This window comes from Streptomyces rubrogriseus, from assembly GCF_027947575.1.
Taxonomy (GTDB): Bacteria; Actinomycetota; Actinomycetes; order Streptomycetales; family Streptomycetaceae; genus Streptomyces; species Streptomyces rubrogriseus.
This window is the reverse complement of sequence record NZ_CP116256.1, coordinates 7,785,869-7,800,969: the sequence shown is the minus strand read 5'-3', so window position 1 is coordinate 7,800,969 and position 15,101 is coordinate 7,785,869. Positions and strand designations below refer to the sequence as shown.

Here is a 15,101-nt window from a genome sequence, read left to right as displayed (position 1 = left end):
GGCGAAGTGCGGGTCGGCGCGGCGGCGTTTCAGGTCGGGTCGCCGAATCCGAGCGTGCGGGCGATGTGGGCCAGGCGTGCGCTGTAGGAGTCCAGCAGGAAGACCGACGGAGTGGAGATGGTGACGTACACGCAGTACCCGTGCGGCGCCGGGACGATCAGCTGCAGGGCTGCCATCGGAAGGGGCGGTACGGCGATCCCGGCATCGATCGCGGGCAGCCGCAGCGTGCGCAGGGACGTCGACATGACACCCGGGCCGCACGGAAGCTTCGTGGCCAGCACCATGTCCTGCGGCCCTTGCAGGCCCTCTCCCAGCGGGAAGCTGATCTCTTCCAGGCGGTCCTCGGCGACGTTGGAGAAGAACTTCCTGGCGGTCGCCCGGTAGATGCCCTCGGCGGTGAAGAGACGACGGGCGGGGCCGTGCTCGCTCGGGCGGACGGTGACCGAGAGCAGGCCCATGGACAGGCGCTCCCCGCCGTCCACTTCCTCCGTGCCGACGCACATGGCGGTGAGGAGCACGTTCTCCCGGGCGCTCAACAGCGGCAGCTGGCGGCGCAGGCCCTCACTGGCGGCGTCCCGTGCCTCCGCGTCCGCCCCCGGCAGCAGTTCCGCCATGGCCTCGCGCCAGCCGTCGGACTCCGTGGGCTCCGGAAGCCGGACGAACTCGTCCGGGACGTCGTGGTGGAAGGCGTAGTGGAACGGAGCGGTCGCGCCGCGCTCGATGTCACCGGTCGGGCCGTGGGACACCGCGCTCATGCGGCCGTACCCATCTGCGAGGGGTCGAGGTGCTTGGTGAAGGTGCCGCCCGACGAGCTGAGGGCGGTCTGCGTGTCGAAGGTGGGGGACGCCGGCCCGGGTGCCATGACCTCGCCGTCGTCGGTGGCACCGAAGTAGTCCATGAACGGGCCCACGACCGGGATGTCCCCTATCTTGAATTCGCCGTCCGTCCACCTCCCCTGGTCCCACGTGCCGTTGTGCATGTTGGAGCCGATCGCCAGCGCGGCACCGGCCCACGTCGCCGCCTTGTCGACGGCGGTACCGGCGGCGACGAACGACCAGCCCTTGCCGGCCATGCCCAGTCCCCGTGCGGAGTTGGCGACGCCGCTGGGAAGCCCGCGCAGGCCGTTGAGGAGGTTGCCGAACCGGACGTTGCCGAGTGCCTTCATGAAGCCGGAGGACAGCCTCAGTTCCCGGCCGGCGTTGACGAGGGCGCGGCCGGACTGGGCGAGCCGGGCGCCGGCCAGGCTGAGGCCGCCGGCGAACACACCGACGGCGTCCCACGCGATGGTCTCCCAGGTGACGTCGGCTCCGCCGGCCTTGGCGGCCAGGTGGAAGGCGAGCGCCAGCCCCGCGATGATGAACGCGGCCACACCGAGGCCGGAGAAGAAGATCGCGAGAACGCCGACGACCATCGCGATGTCGGCCAGTACGTCGCCGATCAGCTTCCAGAAGTTCGGGTCCGTGATGGTGTCCCAGGCGTCCGAGAGCAGGTCTCCCACCGCGTCCAGCGCTTCCTCGAACCAGCCAGGCTCGGGAGGCGCGTCGTCCGCGGCTCCTTTGACCAGACGCGTGACGTCTGCCGCTGCCTGTCCGTGCTCGCTCTGGAGCGAGTGCGCCCGGCTGCGGATCGCGGTCAGTTCGCCGGCGGCGGTCTCCAGGGACTTCTTCTTCTCCTTGGAGTCCTTCTCGTGCTTCTTCTCGTCCGCGTCCGACAGCCCCTCGGTGGACGAGGGCAGTGAATTCACCGCGGTCTGTGCGGAGTTGACCTTCCGAGTGGCTTCCGCCGCTTCTTCCTCCAGCTTCCGTGCCCTGGACTGGAATCCGTCCAGCTGCGTTTCCCAGCTGCTGAGGGCCCGGTGCGCGGTGTCCAGCGACCCCAGCGCCTTCTTCAGGTATGGAGGAACAGGTGAGTAGGTGTCCTGGAACGACGTGGCGGCCTTGCCCGCCCAAATTCCGTCCGCCGTTCCCATCTTGCTCAGCTCCGTCTGGGCCGTGTCGCTGCCACTGGTGACACGGCCCACCGCCTTCACCAGATCCCGGACGGCCTCAAGATCGCCGGGTGCTGGATCGAACCCCAGATTCGGGTATTTTTCGGAACTCATCGGACTTCTCCCCGTGCTTTTGTGCCGGCTGAGCCGGTAAGTTACCAGCGGCAGCCGTATGTCACGATGGGGCCGTCCCCGTACGAGCCGAGGAGGAGACGGTCATGGATGAACGGCATCTCCTGAACGAGCTGATGAAGGCTGTCGCGGAGGAGGCGAGCGAGTTCACGGTCAGACCGCATTTCCCCGGCCTGAAGAAATTCGCGGCATTCGCGTACGTCGCCGAGAGCTTCGGATATCGCTACGTCGGGCACGCCCCCGGAAACGCCGCTCTGAACAATCCCTTTTTCCTGTTCGTCCGCATGCCTGACGCCCGGGCGCGGGCCACCGCTCTCCAGGCCGCTCACCAGCAGGCTTCCGGCCGGACCCCGCTGCCCGGCATGCGCCCGGGACTCGGCCTCACTCCGGTCCCGGAGGCGCGGCCCCGGGTGGCACTGCTCTACTCGCAGATGGTCGTCGACGCCAGCGGCCGGTACAACCCGCGCGTCCTGAGCAACATCCTCATTCTGCCGGTCGTCATGGCGATCTTCCTCATCTTTCCCGGGTACACGGTGAGGAACGTCCTCGTCGCGGTGGTGATCTGGCTCGCCTTCTTCGCCTTCTACCTCGTTGGTCTCGGAGTGACGCGACGGCGGAGGCGCGCACATCTCAACCGCCTGTCCGCGGCGGGCGTGGAGTGGCCGCCGCGCGTCGAGGCGTGAGCAGTCACTTCTTGGGCTTCGTCGCGGACTTCTTCAGCTCGTCGTACAGCGTCTGATCCATCTTGAGGAACTCCTCGGACGCCTTGTCGGCGAACTTGGAGACGCCCTTCGTCAGTTTGGACAACTGCCCGAATCCGTAGTCCCAGGAATCGGCGAAGTCGTCGCAGGCGGACTGGAGTTCCGAGTGCCCGACCTGGCTGGAGTCGGCCCGCTTCATTTCCTGCGACGCCTCCTTCATGCGGCCGCCGCTGTTCTCCAGCGTTCTCGCCATCTCCTTGACCTCGTCGGAGAAGAACTTCAGGAACGACATGTGTGCCTGCTCCGTGGGGTTGTCATCGGTTGACCGATTGGATTTCCTGCACCGTGACGGCCTGTCCGTTCTCGAAGGTGCCGTCGGGGAGGTCGCCGCCCGCGCCGCCGGTGCCGGTCCAGGCGATCTCCCAGGTGATGGTGGCCTGGAGGTCGAAGGTGCCGTCTCCGGAGGAGCGGAGGTACTTGATGCCGCAGGGTGGGGTCCGGTCGGCGTCGCCCCTGGCGTAGGGCTCGCCGATGGAGCCGTCGTCGTTGATCGTGCACTCGCCGGAGGCCGGGTAGGTCACGGCGTCCGGAGTGCCCGGCTCCAACCTGAGGGAGACGGGCTTGGCGGTGGTCGTTGCCGTGAGGGCGAAGCCGGGGGCGTTGATGGCGGCCGTGGCCTGGACCTCGTGGAAGTCGGCCTTGTCGAGCCAGGCCCAGGTCGGCAGGTTCACCTTCGTGGTCTGGGCGGGGGCGAGGGTGACCTCGGTGCCGGGCAGCTCCATGTGCTGGTACGCGAGGGCGGCGAGTATCTCCGGGGTGATGGCCTCCTCGTACTGGGGCGGCGGGGCCTCGCCGTCGTCGACCCAGAACGGGAGGTCGGTGCAGGAGTTCCGCTTGAGGAAGTCGGGCTCGTTGGGATTCTCGACGCCGGCCCAGAACATGCCCTCGCCGTCCTTGGCGACGTTGTAGTCCTTGTACCCGGGGGTGTCCGTCCAGCCGTACTCGTCCTCGTAGTGCGCCTTCGTCTGGCCGATCGCTGCGGCGGGTGTCCCGGTCATGCCGGGTGCGCTCGCGGCCTCCTCTATCTCGGCGGACATCTCCTTCTTGAAGTCCTTGGCGCCGAGGTAGGGGGCGTACCAGCAGGGCGGGGGAGTCCAGTTGACGTCGGCGGACGTCACGTTTCCGGTGCCACCGTTGGGGGCGACGGATCCTGAGTACGTGATGCGTGCGGCGGCGTAGATGCCCGTTTTGTCGCCGCCGCCGGACTGTTCGGTGTCGGCGCCCTGGCCGTTGCTCGGCTGTTCTCCCGCGTGCGCAGGATCCGCGAGGGAGGTGCCCACGGCCAGCGTCAGGGCAGCCAGGCCGGTGATGAGGGCCGTGCGCCGTGACGTCGTCACTGACATTTCGCCGCCTTTGTTTCGACGAACACCTTGGATGCCTGCCACATCCCGTCCCCTGTCGGGTACTTGGACATGATGATTTTGAAGTAATCGAAGTCCGTGATGCTGGGTGTGCCCTTCAGGACTTTCCCGGTCTTGACCTCTTTGGAGTAGAACTTGCTCGAGTCCACGCAGAACGCGACTTCCACCGAGTTGCCGTTGGGGGCGGACCGAGTGGTGGCCTGGTAGTGGCGGCGGGTGCCGGTCGACGTCCAGTCGCCTTCGAGCCGGGCCTCGATCTGTGTGTGCGCGTACTTCAGCCCGTCTCCAGTGGCGTACGCGGCCAAGGAGGCGTCCCTGGTCGTGCGCTTGTCGACGCCTCGGTAGATGGCGCGAACGTAGTTTGCCGCGTCGTCCATCGCGGCCGCTTCGTTCTTGTCCTTCGGCTTGTCCCAGTCGAAGACGAGGTTCATGTCCTTCGGAAGGGACAGGTCCACGCCGTCCGGCTTGTCCTCCGCCGGTGCGGCCGAAGACTCGGCTGTCTCGCTCGGGGTCGCAGACCCCTGGTCCGCTCCCGCGATCTTGTCGTTGTCGCTGGACGTGTCGTCCCCGCCCCCGCAGGCCGTCAGCAGCAAGGCGGCTGAGGCGGCGAGCGCGGCAGCAACGGGCAAAGAGCGGCGCTTCACAGTGGACTCCCCGTGAGACAGAAGTGAGGTCAAGGCTACTGACGGTATCTGCGTGCTTCCCGGTTTCGCCAGAGTGAACTGCCTCGGGAATCGCTACGGTGCTCCGGACACGCGAGGGGCTGGCGAGGGACGAGGAGTCACGTGGCTGATGTCATATCCCGGGACAGGGCGGCCAGGTCCGACCTGGTGCGGTGGCTGGCGTTCAGCCTGCTGTGTGCCGGGGGTTCGCTCGGACTGGCCTGGCTGGGGCCCGTCGTGCCGCTTCCGACCGTGGTGCGTGGGGTGGGCGGCCTGTTCGCCATTCTGATCCTCCCGCTGGCGTCGCTCCTGGTCCCGGTGCTCCTGCTGCGCCGCGTGCCGCGCAGGAAGCGGAAAGTGGCGTGGCAGTTGATCGTGCCGTTGATCGCCGGGGTGGCCCTGGGGATCTTCGGCACGGCGTCCGGGGGCGCGACCGCCTTGGCGGACCGGGGTGTGTCCGCCGACGCCGTGGTCGTCAGCGCGGACTACAGCAGCACCAACCACTGCGAACTGCGCACCGTGGACGGACGGGACATCTCGCCCTCGCTCTCGGAGAGCGACGGGTGCCGGGACTCGACGTCGAAGGGCGACGAGCTGCGGGTGCGATACGACCCCGAAGGCGTCGCGAGTCCCGACGACGGACGTACCGACTCCAACGGCGTGCTCCTGGCGACGCTCTTCGGGGCGGCCGTAGTGATGGGCACGTGGGGTGGCGTGCGGCAGAGCAGGTGGGATCGGGCGTATGACGGAGCGTGAGCGACTGAGGGACGCGGCGACGGATCGCAACCGTCTGTTCCGGGTGCGGGACGGCGTCGGACTCGTGCTGTTCGTCGCGGTCGGAGCGGCGGTGCTCGTCGGCGTGTTCGGAGGGTCGAGGTGGGCCGCTCGCGAGAGCGCGCCCGTGCTGTACGGGCTGCCCGGGGGTGCCTGGAGCGTCGGGGGAGTGCTGGGGATGGTCACTCTCCTGGGGTGCGGTGGCGCTCTGTCGGAGAGGTTCGGCAGTACGGTGCCGGGCGACTCGGGCAAGGCGTCCGGGGTGCTGCGCGGCATGGTCCGCGGGGTGTGCTACGTCGCTGCCGTCGCGCCGCCCCTCTTCCTGCTCAGCGGGTTGCGAGGCAAGAACTGCCGCTTGTACGAGCTTGGTTGTTCGTACGTCCCGGGGACGGGGCCCGCGCTCCTCGTATACGTCGGTTGCGTGGCCGTCCTGGGGTGGCTCACCTACCGGCGGCGTCGAGCCGTCCCCGAAGTGCGCCGTGTGCTGGAGCGGGAACGCCTGCGGAAGCTGCGCAAGAAGGGCAGGGGGAAGAGCCGCGCGGCCGCCCGGTAGTCGCGAGGGTAAGGAGGCAAACCAGGCCCACGACGGCTCCGGCGAGAACGCTCGTGAAGACGAAGACGACCGCGTACATCAGGGCATCCGGGCAGGCCAGATGTACCGCTGCCTGCGCCGGACCGTGTCGGCGACAGCCGCCGCCCGGCCTGCACGCCGTTGCGCGAGGCCCATGAGCAAGCCGGCGTCCCGGCAGGCGATGGGTGGTGCTCGTGTTCGGACTGACGTCAGGTGAGGAGGTCACCGACGCGCAGCTGCGGAACGTCAGCGGCGAGCGCGGCCGGCACCACTACGCGGACTGGATCGAGGCCGACCGACTTGCCAAGGCCAAGGCCTGTCCATCACGCCGGAAAGGCGAACGCGCTACCGAGCCGTGCCCCGGGCGCTCACCGTGTGCTTATCGTCGGGTTCTGACACGGCCCCGCCGGCCACTCCCCCGGGACGCGGCCGACCGGTCTCGGGCCGCGCGCTCCGTCTGACAGAGAGCGAGCCCCTGCTCGGTGGCCCGAGTGTCGGGGTGTTCGGGGCCCAGCACCCGCCGCCGCTGGGCGAGCACCTGTTCGTAGCGGTCCGCCGCACCGGCGTGGTCACCCGCGTCGCTAAGCGCCCTGGCGAGTTGATGACCGCTGAGCAGCGTGTAGGGGTGGTCGGGGCCCATGACGCGCGTACGGTCGGCCAGTACTTGTCCGTGCAGTTCCAGCGCGCGGGCGTGTTCGCCGCACCGGCTTAGCGACTCGGCGACATGGCTCCGGCTGGCGAGGGTGTCCCGGTGGTCCGGGCCCAGGAGTCGGAGCCGGTCGGCGAGGACCTCCCGGTGCAGGCTGACGGCCAGCAGGTGGTCGCCCCGGCCGTCGATGGAGTTGGCGAGATTCTGTCTGCTGACCAGGGTGTGCCGGTGGTCGGGTCCCAGAACCGTGAGCCGGTCGGCCAGGGTGTGCTCGTGCAGCGCCTGGGCCTCCTCGTAGTCACCAAGCAGCTCGCAGACGAAACCCACGTTGTTCCTGCTCACCAGGGTGTCGGGGTGGCGGGGGCCGAGCACACGCTCGCGGGCGGCCAGCACCGTTCGGTGGGCGGCGAGTGCCTGGGTATGGTGCCCGAGACTCAGCACGCTGTTGGTGACGTGGTTGCGCGACAGGAGCGTGTCGGGGTGGTCCGGCCCCAGCTCCTGCTCGCGCCGGGCGAGCACGGCCTGACGGACCACGCGTTGCAGAGCGTAGTCGCCCGAGTCGCCGAGCACGTCCCCGAGCCGGTCGACGACCGCTGCCGCCTCTGTGAGTGGGACGGTTCGTGGCACGGACAGCAGCAGCGGCGCGTGCTGGGCCAGCAGCCGAGCCGTGGGCCAGCCGGGCAGCCCCTCAGGTAATCCGGTCACCGCCGTGGAGAGGGCATCCGCCCGGGCGCGGACACAGCGGTCGAAGTCCGCGCCGGAGTCCGACCGCAGGGCCAGGGCGCTCATCTCGCGCACCAGAGGATGGAGCAGGACGGAGCCCGGCACCTCGGATTCGGTGCCGAGCAGCCCGTAGCGCTCCAGCGCGGTGAGGGCGCGGTCGACCTCCCCGGCGCTCACTGAACGGCCCAACGCCGTGGTCATCAGCCGGGGAGTGATGAGTACGGGCGGTACGGCGGCGGGCCCGTAGAGGGCCAGCTGCCGCAGCAGAGGGCGGGCCAGTGGCAGGCCCTCGCTGTCGAGCTGGTCAAGGGACAGTTCCCAGGTGTGGCGCAAGAACGTGCGGGCCACGGCCGGATCGCGCGCCTCCGACGGGTCCGTGCCGACGAGCAGCTCCGCCTCCCGGTCCAGCGCCTCCCGGTAGGCGGCGAAGTCTCGGTGACGGCTGGTCGCGGCCCCCACGTAGCGACTGGCGGCCTGGAGCGCGAGGGGCAGGCCGCCGAGCCGGCCGGCGAGCGCCATCGCCTCCTCGTGACTGCCCGCGCCGGGTGCGGAGTCCAGCAGGACCCGGCCACCGGAGGCGGTGTCGAGGGGGTCGAGCCGCAGGATGTCGGCAGCGGGCCCCCAGGTCTGCGCGCTGGTGTCGCGGCTGGTCACCAGCAGCAGTCCGCGGCCGTCCGGTCGGACCCAACCTCGGTAGTGGGCGACCGGCTCGGACGCGTCGCCCAGGCGTTCGGTCTCGTCGGCGTTGTCGAGGACCACGAGCCACTTTCGACGCCCTGCCAGGTACCGCCACACGGCATCCGGGAGGCTGTCGTGCCCGGACCGGGCGGCCCGGACACTCTCCTCGGGCATCCCGCAGGCCAGCGCGACTCTGACCATGTCATCGGCGGTCGTGCCGGGGTCGCGCCACCGGGTCCAGAAGACCGACCAGCCCTCGGCTTCGGCCCGCGCGGCCACGGCGGCTGCCAGCGTGGTCTTGCCGACGCCGCCCACCCCGCAGACGACCGCAAACTTCTCCGCCGGGTCGCGCAGCAAGGCGGTGAGCCGCTCCAGTTCCGCCTCCCGGCCGCGCAGGCGCCGTTCGATACGAGGCGGGCGCAGCGAGGTGGTCGTCGGGGCGGTGACCGGTTCGATGGGCCCGGGGGCGAGCGGAGGCGGGGCGTCCGCGGTGGTGCCGCCGCTCGAAGGAAAGAATGTGCCGAGCACTCCGCCCAGGACGCACAGCAGGACGAACAACGACCAGGCGACCCAGGGCTGCCCGGCCGCCCCGTCGGTGAGCGACGAACCGAGGTGCTCGGTCAGCGGTGCGAGTACCCCGCCCAGCAGAGCACCGGCTCCGGCACCTGCCGCTCCACGCCCCCGTCTCATGCCTCATCCCCCCGGTGGACGGCGGCTTCCCGGCGCCCCGGTGTGCCGCGCCGGCCGAGCCTCGATGGGCCCGTCGGGGGCACGATAGACGCGTGGGCGGCGTCGGCCAATAGCGCGTCAGTCTGCTCCCCCGCACCGGCGGGCGCCGTACTCGTCTCCACTGCTCCCGACGCCTACCGGACCCTAGCTTCCGGAGCCTGCGGAGCGAGGTCGTCCGGGGCGGCAACGAGCAGCTTTCGTGGAGGCATGGGCCCAGGATGGGTGCCACCTGCACGTACTCGGCTGCGGACGGCCTTTTATGCCCTGTTGGCCGTAGCAGGCCCGGGCACGATCAGCGCGGATGCCTCCGGTGCCGGGAACGGCGAGAGTCTGTTCCGTGAGGGCGTCGACGATCTCGGCGGCGGGGCTTGCACGAGCCGTTCAGTGTGGGCAGGCCTTGCGCCGGGTGCGGCCGAGCTTCTTCAGCCTGGCCCGGGAGCCGTGCTTCGCGAGGAGGGCTTCCACGTAGGGGCAGGCCAGGTGTGGGCCGAGTACGCGCGTCAGGGAGCGCAGGAGACGCCTTCAATCGTCCTCGGCCAATTGGTGCGGCTGCGGGGAGAGTTCCGGTACCCGTACGCCCGCTGCCGACGCCGCATCGAGGGCCACGGCGTTGTTCAGGATCTGGCGCAACTCGTCCTTTCTCGGACCCTGGAACCGGCCCGCTCACCGGAAGTATGTCCATCGGTGTCGCGCCCCTCGTGAGTGAATCGTGCAGGGGTCATGGGTGCACCGTGACGAACCGCATGCGGAAAGCGTCCGGCCCTGGCTCTCTTTGATTAGCGCGAGCACAGTGGGAGGAGCCGCTCGGCGGGCCGTGCTCAAGGGGGTTTCGTGAGCGCGAAGTTGCAGATGAGTAACGGTGGACAGGGCGTGCGGACCGGGGAGGGCATGCCTTGAGGGGCTTATGTGCGGCTGATACGGTGCGGTGGCTTGACACTCGCCTTACTGCTGGCTATTTGCCCAGGTCGGGCGGGTGCGTACGGGGATGTCCCGGGACGCCATCGGTCGGGCGGTCACGGGTGAAGTGTCCGAAACCGCAGACGATTCTGTGTACTTGGGCCGCCGACGCCCGAGTAAGTACGTGGCAGGCAATTTTCTTGGTTGTACGGGGAGCGGTTGCGTGAAGATCCAGGAGCGTACGGGGGCGGGCGCGGGACGTTCCGCGGCTCCGGCTCAGCCGTCGGTCGGTGACCGGCTTCCCAGCCCTCCTCGCGAGCGCAAACCGGCGCTGGCCGCGCTGGCGGTGCTGCTGATCCTGCTGGGCGCGCTCGGCGCGACGATGCTGGTGCTGCGGGTCGGTGACCGGGTCGAGGCGATCCAGGTGACGGCGGACATCAAGCCAGGCGAGTCCATCACCGACGACAACATCAAGGTCGTCATGGTGAACGACGACTCCGGCGCCGACTTCGTGCCCTGGGAACAGCGTGCGGGCCTGATGAAGCTCCAGGCCAAGTCCACGATCTACGGCGGCACCGTCGTGGTGGGCCAGATGTTCGCCAAGAAGTCCGGCATGGAGCAGGGCAAGGCCACGGTCGGCGTCGCCCTCAAGGAGGGGCAGTACCCGAAGGGTCTGGAAGCGGGCGACAACGTCGCCGTCTACCGCGTCGGCAGCAAGTCCACCGGCGGCGGGGACCAGGAAGGCTCCTCCGGGTCGGCCGGTGCCGACAGCTCGCTGCTGGTCGAGCGCGCGGTGGTCGAGGACGCCTCCGCCGCCTCGGGCGACAGCATCACCAGCACCAACCTGCCCGTCACGCTGACCGTCGACGCCGCCGACGCCGCGGCGCTGGCGCAGGCCGCGTCCGCGGGCGAGGTCGCCGTCGTCCTGATTCCCGGCAACTAGAAGGCGACCGAAGAAGCCATGGCCCTCATCGCCCTCGCCGCCGACAAGGGTTCCCCCGGCGTCACCACCGCGGCCGTCGCCCTCGCGGCGGTCTGGCCGCGCCGTGTCCTGCTCGCCGAGACCGACCCGGCGGGCGGCGACCTGGTGTACCGGTCGGCCGCCGCGCACGGCGGTCCGCTGAACCCGAACACCGGCATGCTGTCGATCGCCGCGACCGCCCGCCGGGGCCTCGTGCCCGACCAGCTCTGGGACCACGTACAGCCGCTCAGCGGCGGCCTCGAAGTCCTCGTCGGCCTCGGCATCTCCGAGCAGGCCGCCGGGCTCGCGGGCCTGTGGCCCACCCTCGGCCGGGCCTTCGCCTCCCTCGCCGACTCCCCGAACGCCCCCGCCGACGTCATCGCCGACTGCGGCCGGATCAGCGGGGACTCCCCGGCGACCGAGCTGTTCCCGCACGCCTCCCTCGTGCTCCTCCTCTCCCGCACCGAGCCGGAGGCCATCGCCCGGGTCCGGGACCGTGCCGCCGCGCTGTCCAACAAGCTGCACGGCGGATCGCGGGGCGCCGCCGGCCTCGGCCTGCCGCTGGTCGGCGTCGTCCTCGTCGCCGACACGAACAACGCGGCCAAGCTCTCCGGCCAGGTCAACGACATGCTGGTGCACGCCCAGACCGGAGCCCGCGTGGTCGGCACGATCGCCGACGACCCGGCCGGCGCCGACCAGTTGGCCGGGCGCAGGCGCGGGCGGCTGGAGAAGTCGCTGCTCATCCGCTCGGCCCGCAAGGTCACCTCGGACCTGTACCAGCAGTTCGGCGCCGCCTGGTCCATGCCCACCGGTCCCACCGGTCCCACCGGCCCCGGTGCCGCAGGACCCGCCGGACCCGGCATGTCCGGCCACGCGGGGGCCGGCCGATGACCGCTGTCGACCACTCGTTGGTCAAGCGGTTCCGGCAGGACGCCGGCGACCGCATCTCCGAGCAGCGCCGCCAGGACCAGGTCAGCGGCGTCACTCCGATGTCCACCGAGGACGAACGGCACTACGCGCGCGCCGTCATCGCGCAGATACTGGAGGAGTACGCCCGCGCCGAGATCAACGGCGGGCGTACACCGCTGGACGCGGAGACGGAGGAGGCGTACGCGGCCGCCGTGCACGCCGCGCTCTTCGGCGTCGGCCGGCTCCAGCCGCTCCTCGACGACCCCGAGGTCGAGAACATCGACATCAACGGCTGCGACCACGTCTTCGTCGGCTACGCCGACGGGCGCGAGACGCGCGGCGAGGCGGTCGCCGAGACCGACGAGGAACTCATCGAGCTGATCCAGATCCTCGGCGCCTACTCCGGCCTGTCCTCCCGCCCCTTCGACTCCGCCAACCCGCAGCTGGACCTGAGGCTCCCGGACGGTTCGCGTCTGTCGGCGGTGATGGACGTCGCCCGGCGCCCGGCGCTCTCCATCCGCCGCGCCCGCCTGGGCAAGGTCTTCATCTCCGACCTGGTCGGCAACGGCACCCTCACCCCCGAGCTGGGCCACTTCCTGGCCTGCGCGGTCCGGGCCCGCAAGAACATCATGATCGCGGGCGCCACCAACGCCGGCAAGACGACACTGCTGCGCGCCCTCGCCAACGAGATCCCGCCGCACGAGCGGCTGATCACGGTGGAACGCGCGCTGGAGCTGGGCCTGGACACCTTCCCCGAACTCCACCCCAACGTCGTGGCGTTCGAGGAGCGGCTGCCCAACTCCGAGGGCCAGGGCGCCATCACCATGGCGGAACTGGTCCGCCGTTCCCTACGCATGAACCCCTCCCGCGTCATCGTCGGCGAGGTGCTCGGCGACGAGATCGTCACCATGCTGAACGCGATGTCGCAGGGCAACGACGGCTCGCTCTCCACGATCCACGCCAACAGCTCGCACGAGGTCTTCAACCGCATCTCCACGTACGCCCTCCAGGCGACCGAGCGGCTGCCGATCGAGGCCAGCCAGATGCTGGTGGCCGGCGCCGTCAACTTCGTCGTCTTCGTCCAGCGGCGCAACGACTTCCAGAGCGGCGGCCGTCTCCAGCGCATGGTCACCTCGGTCCGCGAGGTCAACGGCGTCGACGGCCGGGTGCTGTCCAGCGAGGTGTTCGCCGAGACGCCCGACGGCCAGGTCGTCCCGCACGCCCCCATCGCCTGCCTGGAGGAACTCATCGCCTACGGCTACCGGCCCAACGGAACGTGGGGGTGAGGGATACATGGGGATGACGACGACCACCACGACACTCGCGGCGCTGGACTCGCTCGGCTCCATGGGCGGACTGTTCTCCACGACGGTCCTGTACGCGCTCGGCTGCGGTGTCGCCGTCGGCGGCGGCCTGGCCCTCTTCCTCGTCGCCGTACGCGGACTGCCCGCCAAGCCCGAGCACGAGAAGCGGCAGGCCAGCGAGCGCGTCAACGAGCTGATCCGGTGGGCGGGCCGGCGCGGCTCCGCCGCGGCCCTGGCCGGACTCGTCGTCCTGCTCCTGACCCGCTGGGCAGTGCTCGGCATCGCGGCCGGCGTCCTGGTCTTCTTCTGGGACCGCCTCTTCGGCGGCGCCGCCGAGGAACGCGCCGCCATGAAGCGGGTGGAGGCCCTCGCCTCGTGGACCGAGTCGCTGCGGGACACCATCGCGGGCGCCGTCGGCCTGGAGCAGGCCATCCCGGCCTCCGCCCGAGCCGCCGCGCCCGTACTCCGCCCCCACCTGGACGCCCTGGTCGACCGGCTGCGTTCGCGTACCCCGCTGCCCGAGGCGCTCCAGCACCTCGCCGACGAGATCGACGACGCGTCCGCCGACATCATCGTCGCGGCCCTCATCCTCAACGCACGGCTGCGCGGCCCGGGTCTGCGCCAGGTCCTCGGCGCGCTCGCCAAGTCCGCGCGCGAGGAGGTCGACATGCGCCAGCGCGTGATGGCGCAGCGCGCGTCGACCCGCCGGTCGGTGCAGATCGTGGTCGCGGTCTCGGTCCTCTTCGTCCTCGGCCTGTCCATCTTCAACCGGGACTTCGTCGAGCCGTACGGCTCGCCCGTCGGCCAGCTGGTCCTGGTCTGCGTGTGCGGCCTGTTCGCGCTGGGCTTCTGGTGGCTGCGCAAGCTGTCGACCATCGAGACCCCGGAGCGCTTCCTGGTCCGGGACGGCGCCGACGTCCAGTTCGTGCGCCCCCGCACACCGGGCCAGCCGGGTCACCCCGGTCAGCCCGTACAGCGCCTGCCGCAACCGTCCCAGCCGTCGCCGGCGTCTGGGGACGAGGGGGTACGACGATGAACCTGACCATGCCGGTCCTGGTCGGCGCCGTCACCGGCCTGGGCATCTACGCCCTGGTCCGTGCTCTGATGCCGAGCAGACGCAGCCCGATCCAGCAGGTCGCCCGCATCGACGCGATGCGGGCGCGCGGGGCGGCCTACGAGTCGTCCCGCGCGGCGAAGGACACCAGCCGTCTCGGTTCGCTGCGGGCCCAGGTCGGCGCCCGGGTCGCCGAGCTGTACCTCCAGCAGGGCTGGGAGCAGCGCTCGCTGCGCGCGGACCTGGCGGTGCTGGACCGCAGCTGGGAGAAGTTCCTGGCGACGAAGGCGCTGCTGGCGGTGGGCGGCTTGTTCTTCGGCCCGTTCCTGTTCGCGATCGTCTGGCAGCTCGGCTTCGGGGACAGTCCGATCATCCCGGTCTGGCTGGCCCTGCTCTGCGCGGCGCTCTTCTTCTTCCTCCCCGACCTGGAGGTACGCAGGGACGCCGCCGACAAGCGCCGTGACCTGCGGCGTGTGATCGGGGCGTACCTGGACCTGGTCTCCATGAGCCTGGCCGGCGGCCGCGGTCTGCCGGAGGCGCTGATGGCGGCGGCGGAGGTGTCGGACGGCTGGGCCACCCACCGCATCCGCAACGCGCTGGCGGACGCGCGCATCACGGGCATCAGCCAGTGGCAGGCGCTGGGACAGCTCGGCGAGGACCTGGGTGTCGAGGAACTCAAGGACCTCTCCGCCTCCCTCGCCCTGGTGGCGGACGACGGCGCCAAGGTCCGTGAGTCCCTCGCCTCCCGCGCCGAGACCATGCGCCACCGCGAACTCTCCGAGATCGAGGGCAGCGCGGGCGAGAAGTCCCAGTCGATGCTCGTGGCCCAGCTCCTGCTGTGCGCCGGGTTCCTGGTGTTCCTGATCTATCCGGCGGCGATGCGGGTGTTCCAGGTGTGACGCAGTTTCCGGCGTACCCGCCGCAGCCCAGATGGAGCAGCTCCGAGCCG

14 protein-coding genes are annotated in these 15,101 nt (G+C 70.4%); 8 read left to right on the top strand and 6 right to left on the bottom strand.

Annotated elements, in window-relative coordinates; translation table 11 throughout:
* Positions 1-29: 29 nt before the first annotated feature.
* Together Sru02f_RS35095 and Sru02f_RS35090 are read right to left on the bottom strand one after the other, a co-directional pair.
* On the bottom strand, positions 30-755 hold the full coding sequence (locus Sru02f_RS35095) for a hypothetical protein (protein WP_109035653.1): 726 nt from the start codon (positions 753-755) through the stop codon (positions 30-32).
* A complete protein-coding gene (locus Sru02f_RS35090; RefSeq protein WP_109035655.1) occupies positions 752-2,101 on the bottom strand; it encodes a putative T7SS-secreted protein in 1,350 nt (449 codons plus the stop codon). The genes Sru02f_RS35095 and Sru02f_RS35090 overlap by 4 nt, the downstream gene beginning before the upstream one ends.
* A 104-nt stretch (positions 2,102-2,205) precedes the next feature.
* Between Sru02f_RS35090 and Sru02f_RS35085 the strand changes: the two genes are divergently transcribed.
* Positions 2,206-2,802 carry a hypothetical protein gene (locus Sru02f_RS35085; RefSeq protein WP_109035657.1) on the top strand — a complete coding sequence of 199 codons (597 nt, stop codon included), beginning with the start codon at positions 2,206-2,208 and terminating at the stop codon, positions 2,800-2,802.
* Positions 2,803-2,806: 4 nt separating this feature from the next.
* Here the strand turns inward: Sru02f_RS35085 and Sru02f_RS35080 are convergent, their stop codons facing one another.
* The 3 genes from Sru02f_RS35080 to Sru02f_RS35070 are packed head-to-tail and all read right to left on the bottom strand — an operon-like array spanning position 2,807 to position 4,885.
* Positions 2,807-3,112: a hypothetical protein gene (locus Sru02f_RS35080; protein ID WP_109035659.1), complete on the bottom strand. Its 306-nt coding sequence runs from the start codon at positions 3,110-3,112 to the stop codon at positions 2,807-2,809.
* Between the two features lie 22 nt (positions 3,113-3,134).
* A complete protein-coding gene (locus Sru02f_RS35075) occupies positions 3,135-4,223 on the bottom strand; it encodes a hypothetical protein (RefSeq protein ID WP_109035661.1) in 1,089 nt (362 codons plus the stop codon).
* Entirely contained in the window at positions 4,214-4,885 is a 672-nt protein-coding gene (locus Sru02f_RS35070; RefSeq protein ID WP_174855218.1) for a hypothetical protein, read from the bottom strand. Before Sru02f_RS35070 ends, Sru02f_RS35075 begins: the two co-directional genes overlap by 10 nt.
* A gap of 141 nt (positions 4,886-5,026) precedes the next feature.
* Here Sru02f_RS35070 and Sru02f_RS35065 point away from each other — a divergent pair, with 141 nt between their 5' ends.
* Positions 5,027-5,659 (top strand): hypothetical protein, encoded by a 633-nt coding sequence (locus Sru02f_RS35065; protein ID WP_109035663.1) that lies wholly within the window; start codon positions 5,027-5,029, stop codon positions 5,657-5,659.
* Positions 5,646-6,230 carry a hypothetical protein gene (locus Sru02f_RS35060; protein ID WP_109035665.1) on the top strand — a complete coding sequence of 195 codons (585 nt, stop codon included), beginning with the start codon at positions 5,646-5,648 and terminating at the stop codon, positions 6,228-6,230. The genes Sru02f_RS35065 and Sru02f_RS35060 overlap by 14 nt, the downstream gene beginning before the upstream one ends.
* Before the next feature lie 397 nt (positions 6,231-6,627).
* On the opposite strand, the gene Sru02f_RS35055 is transcribed toward Sru02f_RS35060, so the two are convergent.
* Complete coding sequence (locus Sru02f_RS35055) at positions 6,628-8,988, bottom strand: tetratricopeptide repeat protein (protein ID WP_109035669.1); 2,361 nt, start codon at positions 8,986-8,988, stop codon at positions 6,628-6,630.
* 1,159 nt (positions 8,989-10,147) lie between these two features.
* Here Sru02f_RS35055 and Sru02f_RS35050 point away from each other — a divergent pair.
* Genes Sru02f_RS35050 through Sru02f_RS35030 form a run of 5 tightly spaced genes read left to right on the top strand, consistent with a single transcriptional unit; the run spans position 10,148 to position 15,051 of the window.
* Complete coding sequence (locus Sru02f_RS35050) at positions 10,148-10,867, top strand: hypothetical protein (protein WP_109035672.1); 720 nt, start codon at positions 10,148-10,150, stop codon at positions 10,865-10,867.
* 18 nt (positions 10,868-10,885) lie between these two features.
* The gene (locus Sru02f_RS35045) at positions 10,886-11,776 is read left to right on the top strand and encodes a hypothetical protein (RefSeq protein WP_109035674.1); all 891 of its coding nucleotides are present in this window, start codon (positions 10,886-10,888) and stop codon (positions 11,774-11,776) included.
* Complete coding sequence (locus Sru02f_RS35040) at positions 11,773-13,080, top strand: CpaF family protein (RefSeq protein WP_109035676.1); 1,308 nt, start codon at positions 11,773-11,775, stop codon at positions 13,078-13,080. The genes Sru02f_RS35045 and Sru02f_RS35040 overlap by 4 nt, the downstream gene beginning before the upstream one ends.
* Before the next feature lie 13 nt (positions 13,081-13,093).
* Positions 13,094-14,134, top strand: a complete 1,041-nt coding sequence (locus Sru02f_RS35035) for a type II secretion system F family protein (protein ID WP_109035679.1) — start codon at positions 13,094-13,096, stop codon at positions 14,132-14,134.
* Positions 14,131-15,051 carry a type II secretion system F family protein gene (locus Sru02f_RS35030; RefSeq protein WP_003974413.1) on the top strand — a complete coding sequence of 307 codons (921 nt, stop codon included), beginning with the start codon at positions 14,131-14,133 and terminating at the stop codon, positions 15,049-15,051. The genes Sru02f_RS35035 and Sru02f_RS35030 overlap by 4 nt, the downstream gene beginning before the upstream one ends.
* Positions 15,052-15,101 lie beyond the last annotated feature (50 nt).

Coding starts and splice junctions, on each gene's coding strand:
- Sru02f_RS35080 (WP_109035659.1), bottom strand. CDS start 3,112: ATGTCGTTCCTGAAGTTCTTCTCCGACGAGGTCAAGGAGATGGCGAGA.
- Sru02f_RS35040 (WP_109035676.1), top strand. CDS start 11,773: ATGACCGCTGTCGACCACTCGTTGGTCAAGCGGTTCCGGCAGGACGCC.
- Sru02f_RS35035 (WP_109035679.1), top strand. CDS start 13,094: ATGACGACGACCACCACGACACTCGCGGCGCTGGACTCGCTCGGCTCC.
- Sru02f_RS35045 (WP_109035674.1), top strand. CDS start 10,886: ATGGCCCTCATCGCCCTCGCCGCCGACAAGGGTTCCCCCGGCGTCACC.
- Sru02f_RS35095 (WP_109035653.1), bottom strand. CDS start 755: ATGAGCGCGGTGTCCCACGGCCCGACCGGTGACATCGAGCGCGGCGCG.
- Sru02f_RS35075 (WP_109035661.1), bottom strand. CDS start 4,223: ATGTCAGTGACGACGTCACGGCGCACGGCCCTCATCACCGGCCTGGCT.
- Sru02f_RS35030 (WP_003974413.1), top strand. CDS start 14,131: ATGAACCTGACCATGCCGGTCCTGGTCGGCGCCGTCACCGGCCTGGGC.
- Sru02f_RS35060 (WP_109035665.1), top strand. CDS start 5,646: ATGACGGAGCGTGAGCGACTGAGGGACGCGGCGACGGATCGCAACCGT.
- Sru02f_RS35085 (WP_109035657.1), top strand. CDS start 2,206: ATGGATGAACGGCATCTCCTGAACGAGCTGATGAAGGCTGTCGCGGAG.
- Sru02f_RS35055 (WP_109035669.1), bottom strand. CDS start 8,988: ATGAGACGGGGGCGTGGAGCGGCAGGTGCCGGAGCCGGTGCTCTGCTG.
- Sru02f_RS35090 (WP_109035655.1), bottom strand. CDS start 2,101: ATGAGTTCCGAAAAATACCCGAATCTGGGGTTCGATCCAGCACCCGGC.